The sequence below is a fragment of the Priestia endophytica genome (assembly GCF_026790145.1).
In the GTDB taxonomy this organism is placed as follows: domain Bacteria; phylum Bacillota; class Bacilli; order Bacillales; family Bacillaceae_H; genus Bacillus_I; species Bacillus_I endophytica_A.
In genome coordinates, this window is record NZ_JALAMS010000028.1 from 86,370 (window position 1) to 100,118 (window position 13,749).

Here is a 13,749-nt window from a genome sequence, read left to right on the forward strand (position 1 = left end):
CTAGAAAAAAGAGAATGCTTCATAGAGCCCTCTCTTTTTGTTCATATTATTGATGACTATCTTGAGACAAATGGATTTCCCTCAATCCAAAAACGCCAAGGGTAATCTCTTGCTTCTCCGCTATTCTCAATTCCTATCCTTGGCCCGCTTCTAATTTGCTTTGGTAAAATACCCTTTTTAAGATAAAGAGGTGATTTACGAATATCGTGTCCATAATCATCCATTGTGATCCCTAAAGCTTTTGTAAGCTTTCCAGGTCCATTTGTAAGCTGCACTTCTTTTTTTACAGCTTGTCCTCTTCGTTCATACATCAGTGGGATACCTGTGGCAGGCTCTAAATCCCTTATGAGAACAGCCTCAGGGTTGCCTTCTTCAGCACTTACAATATTCACCAAACAATGTCTATGCATTGTGTATGTATAAACATATCCTTGTTTTCCAAACATTACTTCCGTTCGCTTTGTTCGTCTATTATTAAAACTGTGCGCAGCTCGATCTTCTGGCCCTTTATATGCTTCAGTTTCTACAATATAGCCGGAAGCAATACCGTCCTCTGTTTCCTTTACAAGTAGACATCCTAGCAAAGATTGAGCAAGTTCGAGCGTTGGCTGTGCGAAAAATTCCGGTTTAAAATCCATAGAGTGCCTTCCTTTCTATTTTTGTTTGCTCTTCATTTCTTTTCTGTGTTATGATACCCAAGATACTGCTAGGAAACACATGAGCTTATCTTTTTAAGAGAAAAGCACATTACATAGTTTACCAATTTAATAGCAGTTCTTTTAGCTAAACAAACGTTTATTTAACTCTTAATCTTTTCCAGTAGAAGAAAATGAGTATTCTTTTTCACCTTTTTGCAGTATATAATAATAACGTTAAGTTAAGATTTTACTTTGTGTTAAGAGGAGATTTTAAAATGATTGATATGTTTGATTTACTGAAAGCTCTGATTCTTGGAATTGTGGAAGGTCTAACAGAATTTGCTCCTGTTTCTTCAACAGGCCATATGATTATTGTTGATGATTTATTGTTAAAATCAAAAGAGATTTTAACAGAACCTGTTGCAAATACGTTCAAAGTAGTCATTCAGCTCGGCTCTATTTTAGCCGTTGTTATTGTATTTAAGGATCGATTTATTGATTTGCTTGGTTTGAACCGCAAAAAGCACTACGCAAATGAAAATCGTCTAAAGCTAGGGCAAGTTATTGTAGGTCTACTCCCAGCTGCTGTACTCGGTCTTTTATTTGAAGACTTTATCGATGAGCATCTATTTTCTATTAACACCGTAATATATAGTCTTGTAGTAGGAGCTATTCTAATGATTATTGCGGATATTGTAAGCCGTAATAAACCGCAAATCAATACAATTGACAAAATAACGTACAAGCAGGCACTTGGGGTTGGTCTTTTCCAATGTATTGCTCTTTGGCCAGGGTTCTCTAGATCAGGGGCAACAATTTCAGGTGGGGTTTTACTAGGTATGTCTCACCGTGCTGCTGCTGACTTTACATTTATTATGGCTGTTCCTGTAATGGCTGGAGCAAGCTTTTTATCTCTCCTAAAGAACTGGCAGTACTTCTCAATGGATGTTCTTCCATTCTTTATTATCGGATTTATTAGTGCATTTGTTTTCGCACTAGTGTCCATCCGCTTTTTCTTAAAATTAATTAACCGAATCAAATTACTTCCTTTTGCGATTTATCGAATCATCATTGCGATTATCATTTATATCGTATTTCTATAATAAAAAAGGCCCGTACTCTTTTAAAAGAGTACGGGCCTTTTAATTTCAAGAAAATGTTAGTTGGCATCTAATGGTGCTGGTTTTCTCTTCATAATCTCATTTGCTTTCTTACCGTCAAATTGACCTTGCCAATGTGACATAACAACAGCTGCAAGAGCATTTCCAACTAAGTTAACAACTGTTCTTGCCATATCCATAATACGGTCAACCCCTGCGATAAATGCTAAACCTTCAGCAGGGACACCAATTGAACCAAGCGTTGCTAGAAGTACGACAAATGATGTTCCAGGTACAGCAGCCATTCCTTTTGATGTTACCATCAATACAAGAACAAGTGTGATTTGATGCCAAATTGTTAAATCAATACCATACACTTGAGCTAAGAAAAGAGCTGCAATCGATTGATAGAGAACGGAGCCGTCCAAGTTAAACGTATATCCAATTGGAATTACGAAAGAAACGATAGATTTTGGACAACCAATTTCCTCCATCTTTTTCATAATTCTTGGAAGTACTGTTTCTGAACTTGATGTACTATAAGCAAGCAAGAGCTCGTCCTTTAGATAAGCAAGCATTCTGAAAATATTAACATTCGCAATTTTAGCGATAATTCCTAGTACAACGATTAGGAAGAAGATAAGCGCTGCGTAAACAAGAATAATAAGTTTACCAAGCGACATCAACGAATCAAAACCGAATTTAGAAACTGTAACTCCAATAAGTGCAAAAACCCCAAATGGAGCAAACTTCATAATCATATTTACGACATTAAACATTGCCTGTGCTGTTGCATCAAAAAATGCAATAACAGGCTTCCCTCTTTCACCAAGCTTAGAAATTCCTAGTGCAAAGAAAACAGTGAAGAAAATAATCGCAAGCATATCTCCTTCAGCTAGTGATTTGAACAAGTTTGTTGGCACGATATGCAAAAACGTTTCTGCCACAGACTTTTGACTTTCTTCTTCTGATGTTTCTACATATTGACCAATGTCTGTTTTCTGAGCAGACTCTATATCAACACCTTGTCCTGGCTGAAAGATATTTGCTAAAAATAGACCAATGATAATTGCAAATGTTGTTACAATTTCAAAGTAAGCAATCGTTTTTACACCCAAAGACCCAACTTTCTTACTATCACCAGTTCCTGCAATTCCAACGATAAGACTTGCAACTACGATTGGAATTACAATCATTTTAATTAATCTTAAAAAGATATCTCCAATTGGTTGAAGATATGTTTCAACGTTAGGATTCCCGAACCAAATTGCCCCGACTGCAATCCCTAGAATTAAACCAAGGAATATTTGCGAGGCTAGTCCGAACTTAAACTTCTTTTTCATAGGTGTCCTCCCTTATAGTGACAATTCGCTAAATAGTCACAACATTATAATCATACGTTATGCATTATACATGTTTCTGACCAATTAATCTATGTAAAATTCTAACTAAATCAAAAATCGCACACGCTTACATTACTAACCCCCCTTGATAAGCCTTATTATTTCATATCATACATAATTCATGTTATAATAAATTATGTATGATATAACGAGGTGATAAAATTGCAGTTTGTTGAACCAATTCGCAGCAAAGAAAAAATCTTAGAAATAAAAGCTATTCTAAAAAAGAAGAATTTCAGAGATTATGTTTTATTCTCTCTTGGCATTAATTCTGGTTTAAAAATTCATGATTTATTAAATTTACGAATAAAAGATGTTTTAACAGAAGAAGGATTTGTCAAAGAGTATATTGATGTCCCGTTCCATGGAGAAGATATACAATGTTTCCATATTAGCAGAATATGTAAAGCAGCCATTTCTGATTATCTACAAAATAGATCATATGACAGTTTAGATGAACCGCTTTTTGTTTCTAAGAAACAAAACAAAGGAAAACAGCCCCTTCTAAGACAACAGGCATACAAAATTATTAATGATGCTGCTCGTCTAGCTGGGTTAACCGAGCGAATTGGCACCCATACGCTAAGGAAAACTTTTGGATATCATGCATATCAATCAGGTGTTCCTGTTGAACAAATTCAAAAAATGTTTCATCACAGTTCACCAAACGCTACGCTCCACTATATTGGAGTTGTACCACAGCAAAGGGATCATTCTTCAATTGACTTAAACTTATAGACACATAAGGCGCAAAGACAGTCAATACTGAAGTTATCTATACTTTTGGAGGGATTAAAATGGGTATTAAAGAATCAGATTTACCTGGGATTGGTCGAAAGTTTGAAATTCTCACAAAGGAGAACGAAAAGTTAACAATCATTGTTCATGATGATGGACGACGTGAAGTGTATCACTTTGATGAAGCCGATCATGATGAGATTCTCTCAAGCATTACGTTAGAGGATAATGAAGCACGACAAATAGCAGCTATCTTAGGTGGAATGGTATACAAACCACAAGCTCTTGAGTCTATTGAAGTTGCTTTTGACGATTTAATTATTGAATGGTTTAAAGTTGAGCCTGGTTCAAAAGCTGTTGGAAGAACACTTGGGGAATTAGACGTAAGACAAAATTATGGCGTTACGGTTATTGCCATCATTAAAAAAGATAAACAAAAGCTCACAAACCCTGGTGCAGACGCTGTTGTTGAAAGTCATGATCGCCTTGTTTTATCTGGAGAACGAAAGGAACTGAAAACACTAGAAACAAGCCTACTCTCAAAAGGGGATGGATAATTAATGGATCATTTGGTATTTGAAGTCGGCACCGCTTTACTGCTTGTTGCAATAGCGGCGCTTATTGCTAACAAAATTAAATTTTCAATCATCCCTTTCCTCATCATCTTAGGGATGCTTGTTGGACCTCATGCTCCACAAATCGGAATCATTGATTTGAGATTTATCGAAAGCTCGGAAATTATTGCTTTCTTCGGACGAATGGGAGTTCTATTCCTCCTCTTCTACCTTGGGCTAGAATTCTCGGTTGGAAAACTGATTAAATCAGGCCGTTCTATTGCGATTGGCGGCTCCATCTATATTGCGATTAACTTCAGTTTAGGTCTTGCATATGGTTTCATTACAGACTTTCCACTTCTTGAAGTTCTAATCATTGCAGGAGTTATCACTATTTCTTCAAGTGCTATTGTTGCTAAAGTACTTGTCGATTTAAGACGTACCGCAAACTCCGAAACGGAACTTATCCTAGGCATTATCATGTTTGAAGACATTTTCCTTGCCGTATATTTATCCGTTATTTCTGGTCTTGTTTTAGGAGATTCTACTTCTATTACAGGTGCCTTAACCTCTATTCTTATTGCTCTTGGCTATATGCTATTGTTTTTCATCATTGCACGAAAAGCACCACCTTTATTAAACAAACTATTTAATATCCGTTCCAATGAAGTATTCATTATCGTCATTTTTGCCGTTCTCTTTTTTGTAGCAGGATTTTCTGAAACAATTCATGTTGCAGAAGCAATCGGCGCCCTTTTACTTGGTCTTGTATTCTCTGAGACTGAGCATTCTGAACGTATTGAGAAACTCGTTGTTCCATTTCGTGATTTCTTCGGTGCCCTCTTTTTCTTCAGCTTCGGTTTAAGTATTGATCCACTTTCACTAGGCGACGCCCTTTGGTTATCAATTGGTGCTGTTCTGCTTACAATCTTGGGTAACTTTATTGCCGGGATGATTGCAGGAAGACGAGCAGGACTTTCTCATAAAGCCTCATCTAATATTGGATTAACCATTGTTTCTCGCGGTGAATTTTCGATTATTGTTGCAAATCTAGGAATCGCAGGCGGATTATCTGCTACACTAAAACCATTTGCGGCATTATATGTGCTTATCCTAGCTATTTTAGGACCTTTATTAACAAAAGAATCTAAGCATATTTTCAACTTCTTAAACAAAATCTTCAAATGGCAAAAACCAAAAGAGAAGAAGAAAAAAGAAAAAAGCCTTTCTTAAAAAACAAGCAACCTTAGTGATGTTTCACTAAGGTTGTTTACTTTATCACAATTTCCTTATTTAGATTATATTTCAATAACTGCTTTAATTACTCTTTCCTTTGGATTTAACCACTGTTGAAATGCTTTCGGCATCTCTTCAAAGCTCGCGCGATGTGTAATATAAAGCTCTAAGTCTATCTTCTTATTTTTAAGCATTTCTATTACTTTATAAAAATCTTCTTTTGTAGCATTACGACTTCCTAGTAATGTTAGCTCTTTTTTATGAAATTCTGGATTAAAGAAAGTTAGATGTGATTTCACTAGCCCTACATAAACTAACTTGCCACCATGTGCTGGATAATGAAAGGCTTCTTCCATCGATTTTCCATTACCTGTTGCATCAAATACAATGGTTGGCAAATCTTCATTCGTTAATGTTTTTAATGTTTCCAACGGATTATTGGAACCGTTAATCGTATAATCAATATTTGCCCAATTTTTTGCAAAGTCTAACCGTTCATCACTAATATCCATTCCAATAACTATGGCTCCTGATTCTTTTGCAAAAGCCATTACTCCTAAACCAATTGGTCCTGCCCCAATGACAAGCACCACATCCTCTTTTTGAACATGAGCTCGATTCACAGCGTGTGCACCAATGCTCAAAGGCTCTACCATTGCTGCTTCATCTAGAGACAAACCGCTTGTATCTAGGAGATGATCTAAGGGAACAGCGATAAGCTCGCTCATCCCTCCATCAATATGAACTCCCATTACTCGCATATCTGTGCAACAGTTTGTTTTTCCTTTTCTACATGCGATACAGTGCCCACACTCTATATAAGGGATAATTGACACTTGACTTCCCTTTTGCAAACTAGAATGGCTTTCTGGCGCTTCGTCAATATAGCCAGAAAGCTCATGCCCGAGAACACAAGGATATGTGAAAAAAGGTTGATTTCCTTGATATGCATGAAGATCTGTTCCACATATGCCAACTCTCTTCACTTTTACCAACGCTTCTTTCTCTGTTCGGACAGGTATTTCTGTTTCAACAACTTTAAACTGATGTGGCTCTGTACATACAATTCTTTTCATTACTGATTTCCTCCTTATAGATTTGTCTCATCGATCATGCTCTATTTGAACATTTATCCTACAATGGTTTGACAATTGGACGTACAAAGCGAATAACAGCAAGGGAAGCAAAAACAGCTAACCCTCCAGCAAGAAGAAAGGCTGATGTATATGTTCCAGACGTATCAACAAGATATCCCGTTAAAGTTGGACCAATAATTCCTGCCGTGTTAGCAAGAAAATGCATAAACCCTCCAACAGAGCCAACGTTATCTTTATCAACAACATCATTAACAATCGCCCAATAAATAGCTCCTGTTAAATATAAGAAAAAGACTGATAAGGCAACAAGCGTTACGGCTCCAACTGTTGTTGTGACTAGGCCTGCTACTCCAATGCAAACAGCTGATAAAAACAAACATGTAACAAGAACAGCCTTACGCGAAAATAAAACACCTTTTTTAATAAACTTCTTAAAGAAGAAATCTGAAACAAACCCGCCTAGTGCTAATCCAATGAACCCCAGAATCCAAGGAATAACAGTAATAATACTCATATTTCCTACACTTAAACCACGCGCATCTACTAGATAAGTTGGAAACCAAGTTAGAAAGAAAAACAAAATATAGTTATAGGAAAAAAACGCAAAAGCAGTAAATAAGATCGTTTTTTGTTTTAAATAAAATGTAAGCTTTAGCTTCCCTTTTCCTACCTTCTCTTTTTTACCTTCTTCATTTTCAGCAGAGACGGCAACTTGTTTTGAAGAAAGAGAAGCACTTCCTTCTGCTGCTTGAGGTCTTTCCTTTACAAACTTCCACCAAAAGAAAGACCAAATAAGCCCGATAATCATAATAACAATGAATGATATTCTCCAACCGTACGATAAAGCGATAAAACCGACGATTGGTCCAGAAATGGCTCCTCCCAAAGGTGTACCGCTGTTTGTAAGTCCAATAACTGTTGCTCTATTGCTAGGGGGAAACCAGTTGTTAACCATCTTACTAATTGTTGCAGATAAAGGTCCCTCTCCCATTCCAAAAAGAATTCGAATAACAATCATACTTACAAAACCAACAGCTAATACTAGGGCTCCGCTAAACAATGACCAAACAATCATTGCCACAAACAGCGTAAGTTTAGCTCCATATTTATCTGAAGCAACTCCTCCAAGGAAATTAAAAATAGCATATCCAACAGAAAAGCTACTAAAAATTATTCCCATTTCAGTTGCCGAAAGGGATAAATCTTCTTGAATAAATGGTGCCGCAATAGAAAGTGCTGAACGATCTAAGTAATTAATAACACCTGCCAAAAACAAAAAAACGATTACAATTCCTCTACCTTGTGAAAACATAAATGCCCCCCTTAAAGTTTGACTTTCAAGATCGGAAGCGGTTTCATTTAAAAGAACTGAAAAATTCAACTAAATCGTTTTACTATTTTTGAAGAACACTCATTTGCAGACTATCCTTAACAAGAATTTCTAATTACAAGTTCAGGCATCATCCGGTAGATACTGTTTTTTACTCTTTCTTTTTTTATTTGACAAAGAAGAAGTTCAGACGAAATTCTCCCCATCTCAACAGAAGGTTGTTTGATTGCTGTAATAGTTGGTGTATAAAAGCTTGCAAATGGAACATCATCTATACTAATAAGGGCTATATCTTCTGGAATACGTAAATTTTGTTTCTCCACAAAACGCAATACTTCATGAAGAACAATATCATTTGCAGCTAATATTGCCTTAGGTGGTGTTTTTAGTTGATACATTTGTGATAAAGAAGCTTGAATTTCCGCTTGTTCTGAGGTTCTAATATAAGATGAATTTAGCGGTATCCCATGATCTATAAGCGCTTCTTTGTATCCTTGTATTCTTTCTATACGTGGAGTAATGTTGCGGATAATAGAAGTTGTAATAATAGAAATGTTGGTATATCCTTTTTCAACAAAGTGATCAACAGCTAGTTTTGCAGCTAATTTGTTATCAAGAATGACTGTGGCAATATCAAGTTCTTCAATAGTTCGATCCATAAAAACAATTGGAAATTCATCTTCTTTCATTTTTCTATATAAAGCAAGGTTATCTCCAGTTGGAAATATGATAATTCCATCTACTTGCTTGGCTCTGAGCATCTCAATGTAATTCTTTTCTTTTTCAGGATTGTCGTCTGCATTGCACACAATAATATGAAATCCCTGCTCATAGTAATAATTTTCAATCGCTCGTATCACTTGGGTTGAGAAATTGTGTAAAATATTTGCGACGACAACTCCAATCGTAAAAGTTGCTTTTTGTTTTAGACTGCGTGCAACAATATTAGGCTTGTAATCTAGAATACGGATAGATTCTTCAATACGTTTACGTGTTTTCTCACTCATATATTCATAGCGTTTGTTTAGAAATTGTGAAATGGTGCTTTTTGATACTTTTGCATGTTTCGCAACATCAGCAATTGTAATATTCTTCATAATCATCCTTCCCGTCTTGTAAGATAGGTGAGTGGCAGGGTAAATCCATCAGAAAGTTCATACTCCTGAGTACACCATAAATCCACCATCAATAGGAACTGTTACCCCTGTTACAAACCCTGAATAGCTCTCATCAGGGAGCCAAAGCATTAAGCCTAGTAAATCTTCAGGTTTTCCAAAACGTTTCATTACTCATATGCCATCTTAGAACAAAGTACATCACTTCCGCCTGTAATAACAGCAAATCGACCATTTAAATTTTCGTGGATTGAAATCACTTCTTATCCCTCTTCTTTTTTAGCTTCATATGCATCCCACAAACCAAGCAAATACATAATTCCTAGTGCTCTGTCATACAATCCGTACCCTGGCCGGCATACCTCTCCCCATATGTGACGCCCATGATCTGGCCGAACATATCCTTGATAATTTTGTTTGTGTAACGCTTCAACAACGCCTTGAATATTAATAGAGCCGTCTCTTGTATAGTGAGAAGTTTCAACAAAGCTTCCATTGTCATATATCCCCACATTTCTTATATGCGAAAATGGACAGCGATTTCCATATTTTTCAGCAATCTTAATCATGTTGTTATCCCTATTTGCCCCCATTGATCCTGTGCAAAGTGTAAATGCATTCGCCGAAGATTTTGAAATAGAAAGAAGTTTTTCATAGCTTTTTTCTCCTGTAATAATTCGTGGTAGACCAAAAATAGACCAAGGTGGATCATCAGGGTGAATAGCCATTTTAATATTACATTCCTCAGCAACAGGAAGTATTTCACGAAGAAAAAAGGCTAGATTATTCCATAATTTCTCTTCATCTACATCCTTATACGCTTGAAATAATTCTGATATATGAGCTAATTTCTCAGGCTCCCAACCAGGAAGAGTAAGATTAGAAGACGAGGCAACTGTTCTAATTAACTCCTCAGGATCTAGCCTCTCTATTTTCTCTTTTTCATAAAAAAGCGCTGTTGATCCATCTTCTAACGGATAAAACATTTCGCTTCGTGTCCAATCAAAGATAGGCATAAAGTTATAGCAAATCACTTTGACTCCTGATTCCGCTAAGTTCCGGATTGTTTCCTTATACTTTTCAATGTAATTCGCTCTCTCGTCATTTCCAAGCTTTATAGCTTCATGGACATTTACGCTTTCTACAACGTCTGTGTGAAAGCCAAATGATTGAATATAATCTACTGTTTCCTTGATCTCTTTCTTCTCCCAGACCTCTCCAACAGGCTTCTGATGAAGGGCCCAAACAATTCCTTTCACCCCTGGAATCTGTCTTATCTGCTCAAGTTTCACTGTATCATTATCTTCTCCATACCACCGAAACGTTATATTCAATACTCTCTGCTCCTTCCTCCTATATAATAATTAAACGCTATTTATAGAAAGCTAACACAATATTTAAAACGCTTTCATTTTTTAAAAAATAAATATATGGATTAGTCATTCAATGTGATAACAGCTTTGCGTACTTGTTCTGGATGATTTTCGATAAAATCAAAGGCTTCTTGTACACGAGAGAATGGAAATTTATGAGTAATCAAACCATTATGTGAAAGCTTTCCTTCATTTAAATACTGAACAATAGTTGAAAACTGATTTGTTTGGAGTCTTGATCCTGTAATAGTAACTTCCTTTTTTGTGATGGGCAACTGAGGAATTGAAGCTGGTCGTTCATCAAATCCTAATACAACGATATTTCCTGCTTGAGAGACAACATCAACGGAAAGTTCAAATGTCGATGGCAAACAAACAGCGTCAATTACGATATTGACTCCTTCCCTATTTGTCCATTCCTTAACTCTTGTTCTAACATCCTCTCTACCCGCATGAACAACAGCATCTGCTCCACTTTCTTTTGCAAATTGAAGTCGTTCTTCATTAAGATCTGTCATCATGACAGACGCACCTTTCATTTTAGCTAACTTTAATATACAAATCCCAATAGGTCCAGCTCCTTGAATAAGAACAGAATCTCCCTTTTCAACGTTCCCCCGCCATGTTGCCTGAGCTCCAATTGTGTAGGGTTCTGCTAGTACAATATCATCCCAACTTAAACTTTTGTTAACAAGATGAAGCTGCTTCTCGGAAAGAACAATATATTCCCTTAATCCCCCGTCTTCATGAACACCGAAAACAGATAAATTGCTGCACACATTTGGCCTTCCTTTTCGACAAGCATAACAGCTTCCACAGTAGCTTATAGGTTCAATAACAACATGATCACCTTTTTTAAGTTTATCTACCTCTTTACCAACGGCTACAACTTCACCTGCCACTTCATGTCCCACAACTCTTGGCAATGTTGCGAGTGGGTTTGTACCATGATAAATATGCATATCTGTTCCACAAATTCCTACACGCTTCACTTTTACAAGTACATCTGTTGGAGATTTCAGTTCAGCTTTCTCGACTTCTACCTCAACAAGATTATGGGCACCCTTTACTTGAATAGCTTTCATATCCCACCTCAAAGATTTAAGTTTATTCTTGTAATAAAGCTAAAGTTTCACATCTCTCTTCCTGTAAATGAAGATTATAGTATGAAAGATACGATACTCTCTACACTGGGCTATATAAGAAAGTTATAGTTTTTCTAAAACGATTTAGTAAAACAAAAAATGTAAGCGGAAACATTTTTTTGTTAAACCTTTTTCATACTATGCTTTATTAATCTTCATTCTAACTCTATGCTACTCCTCAAATGACAATGTCTCTTTTTATCTCTTAACTCCTTCTTCTACTTTAAGCTTCCTAAATCCTTCAACAAAAAAACTCAAAAGAGGATTCCTGCATTAGAATGTCCCTCTTTTGAGCTTTGATTTATCATTTTTGAATATATATCGTATATCCTTAATTTACTTTTGCTTTCTTTGGACTTTCTTCTATATATTCATATTCATCGACCCAATAATCAGCATTTTTAATATCGAGTGCACGCGGATCAAAAACTGGATCAACCCCTTGCTTCCGCTGTCTTTCATAATCTTTGAAAACTTTTAAGGCCGGCTTTGCTAAGATTAAGAGTGCAATCATATTTAACCAAACCATAACCCCTAAACCAATATCACCTAATGCCCATGCAAGACTCGCCGTCTTGATGGATCCGTAAAATGTAGCAGCAAGAAGAACTAACTTCAAAAGGAAAGAGAGCCATTTATTATCCTTTCCTTTCAGAAGGTAAACAAGATTTGTTTCAGCTATATAGTAATAAGCCATAATCGTTGTAAAAGCAAAAAATAAAAGTGAAATAGCTACGAACCCTGCTCCAAAACCTGGGAAACTCGTCTCAATTGCCGCTTGCGTATAAGCAGGACCAACTTCAACTCCAGGCATGTTATTGACAATATACTCTCCTGATGGAGCTTGAGTGCTATATGTTCCAGTAAAAAGAATTGCAAAAGCTGTTGCTGAACAGACTAGAAGCGTGTCAACATAAATAGAGAAAGCTTGAACAAGTCCCTGTTTCGCTGGATGAGACACCTCGGCTGCCGCTGCCGCATGAGGGCCAGTTCCTTGTCCAGCTTCATTTGAATAAATCCCTCGCTTAATTCCCCATGTAATTGCCATTCCGACAATGGCTCCAAATGCTGAATCAAGTCCAAATGCGCTTTTAAAAATTAAAGCTATCACATTTGGCAACTCTTGAATATTTAGTGCCACAATGATAAGGGAAACAAAAATATAGCCTAAAGCCATAAAAGGTACTACATACTGCGCCACATTAACAATGCGTTTAACACCGCCAAGAATGATAATAGCAAGCACAACAACAATTCCAATTCCTGAGATAACTGGTTTAATTCCAAAAGCATTTTCTAATCCAGCAGATATTGAATTAGATTGAATGCCAGGCATTAATAAACTCATTGCTAATATTGAGGCAATGGCAAAAATAACTCCATACCAACGCCATCCAATTCCCTTTTCAATATAATAAGCAGGGCCTCCTCGGTATTGCCCCCCTTGTTTAACTTTATACACTTGACCTAATGCTGATTCCACAAAAGCTGTTGCAGCTCCTATAAAGGCAATGAGCCATATCCAAAAGACAGAGCCAGGTCCACCAAGAGCGATAGCCGTAGCAATTCCCGCTATATTTCCTGTGCCTACACGTCCTGATAGAGCTAGAGAAAGGGCTTGGAAAGACGATACTCCTGCTTCCGAACTTTTTCCTTTGAACATAAGAAGAATCATTTCTTTAATAAGCCTTAACTGCAGGACTCTTGTTGCTAGTGTGAAAAATATCCCAATCCCTAAACAAAGATAGAGCATTGGCATGCTCCACAGCCAACTGCTTAAATTTGTTATAAACTTTTCCATCCCTATTCCCCCCTGTGCTTGATTCATAAAAACAATTATGTAATATATCTATTATCCTATGTTACATAAATATGCGTTTCACTTAAATTGTCATAATAGCTTACATTTTAATTTCCTATTGCCAATTGAAACTGCCTCTTTCTCTTATTAGATGTTCTATTTTATCTTCGGTAATTCTTCAACTTCAATAGTCATAATGAATGAAAACACAAAAATAAA

General features: G+C 36.5%; 12 protein-coding genes and 1 pseudogene. 4 read left to right on the forward strand and 9 right to left on the reverse strand.

Annotated features, from left to right (window positions below; all coding sequences use genetic code 11):
* Positions 1-56: 56 nt before the first annotated feature.
* Positions 57-638 (reverse strand): DNA-3-methyladenine glycosylase, encoded by a 582-nt coding sequence (locus MOC86_RS19570; RefSeq protein ID WP_268585665.1) that lies wholly within the window; start codon positions 636-638, stop codon positions 57-59.
* A 275-nt stretch (positions 639-913) separates the two neighbouring features.
* Here MOC86_RS19570 and MOC86_RS19575 point away from each other — a divergent pair, with 275 nt between their 5' ends.
* Positions 914-1,741, forward strand: a complete 828-nt coding sequence (locus MOC86_RS19575) for an undecaprenyl-diphosphate phosphatase (protein ID WP_410914170.1) — start codon at positions 914-916, stop codon at positions 1,739-1,741.
* A gap of 56 nt (positions 1,742-1,797) precedes the next feature.
* On the opposite strand, the gene MOC86_RS19580 is transcribed toward MOC86_RS19575, so the two are convergent.
* Positions 1,798-3,081, reverse strand: a complete 1,284-nt coding sequence (locus MOC86_RS19580) for a cation:dicarboxylate symporter family transporter (protein ID WP_019390540.1) — start codon at positions 3,079-3,081, stop codon at positions 1,798-1,800.
* Positions 3,082-3,294: 213 nt separating this feature from the next.
* Here MOC86_RS19580 and MOC86_RS19585 point away from each other — a divergent pair, with 213 nt between their 5' ends.
* From MOC86_RS19585 to MOC86_RS19595, 3 genes are read left to right on the forward strand one after another with little or no spacing between them, the layout of a single operon-like run.
* Positions 3,295-3,879 carry a tyrosine-type recombinase/integrase gene (locus MOC86_RS19585; protein ID WP_268585667.1) on the forward strand — a complete coding sequence of 195 codons (585 nt, stop codon included), beginning with the start codon at positions 3,295-3,297 and terminating at the stop codon, positions 3,877-3,879.
* 59 nt (positions 3,880-3,938) lie between these two features.
* Positions 3,939-4,436 carry a cation:proton antiporter regulatory subunit gene (locus tag MOC86_RS19590; protein WP_111922301.1) on the forward strand — a complete coding sequence of 166 codons (498 nt, stop codon included), beginning with the start codon at positions 3,939-3,941 and terminating at the stop codon, positions 4,434-4,436.
* 3 nt (positions 4,437-4,439) lie between these two features.
* Positions 4,440-5,666, forward strand: coding sequence for a cation:proton antiporter (locus MOC86_RS19595; RefSeq protein WP_268585668.1), 1,227 nt, complete (start codon positions 4,440-4,442; stop codon positions 5,664-5,666).
* Between the two features lie 65 nt (positions 5,667-5,731).
* On the opposite strand, the gene MOC86_RS19600 is transcribed toward MOC86_RS19595, so the two are convergent.
* The 7 genes and pseudogenes from MOC86_RS19600 to MOC86_RS19630 form a co-directional block, all read right to left on the reverse strand.
* The gene (locus MOC86_RS19600; protein ID WP_268585669.1) at positions 5,732-6,745 is read right to left on the reverse strand and encodes a zinc-binding alcohol dehydrogenase family protein; all 1,014 of its coding nucleotides are present in this window, start codon (positions 6,743-6,745) and stop codon (positions 5,732-5,734) included.
* A 58-nt stretch (positions 6,746-6,803) separates the two neighbouring features.
* Positions 6,804-8,078 carry an MFS transporter gene (locus MOC86_RS19605; protein ID WP_268585670.1) on the reverse strand — a complete coding sequence of 425 codons (1,275 nt, stop codon included), beginning with the start codon at positions 8,076-8,078 and terminating at the stop codon, positions 6,804-6,806.
* Between the two features lie 116 nt (positions 8,079-8,194).
* Complete coding sequence (locus tag MOC86_RS19610) at positions 8,195-9,193, reverse strand: LacI family DNA-binding transcriptional regulator (RefSeq protein WP_268585671.1); 999 nt, start codon at positions 9,191-9,193, stop codon at positions 8,195-8,197.
* A gap of 57 nt (positions 9,194-9,250) precedes the next feature.
* Positions 9,251-9,382, reverse strand: a pseudogene (locus MOC86_RS19615) (D-mannonate oxidoreductase); the annotation flags it as partial.
* A 92-nt stretch (positions 9,383-9,474) separates the two neighbouring features.
* Complete coding sequence (uxuA, locus tag MOC86_RS19620) at positions 9,475-10,545, reverse strand: mannonate dehydratase (protein WP_268585672.1); 1,071 nt, start codon at positions 10,543-10,545, stop codon at positions 9,475-9,477.
* Between the two features lie 101 nt (positions 10,546-10,646).
* Positions 10,647-11,669, reverse strand: coding sequence for a zinc-binding alcohol dehydrogenase family protein (locus MOC86_RS19625; RefSeq protein WP_268585675.1), 1,023 nt, complete (start codon positions 11,667-11,669; stop codon positions 10,647-10,649).
* Positions 11,670-12,060: 391 nt separating this feature from the next.
* On the reverse strand, positions 12,061-13,530 hold the full coding sequence (locus MOC86_RS19630) for an alanine/glycine:cation symporter family protein (protein ID WP_268585676.1): 1,470 nt from the start codon (positions 13,528-13,530) through the stop codon (positions 12,061-12,063).
* Between the last annotated feature and the right edge of the window lie 219 nt (positions 13,531-13,749).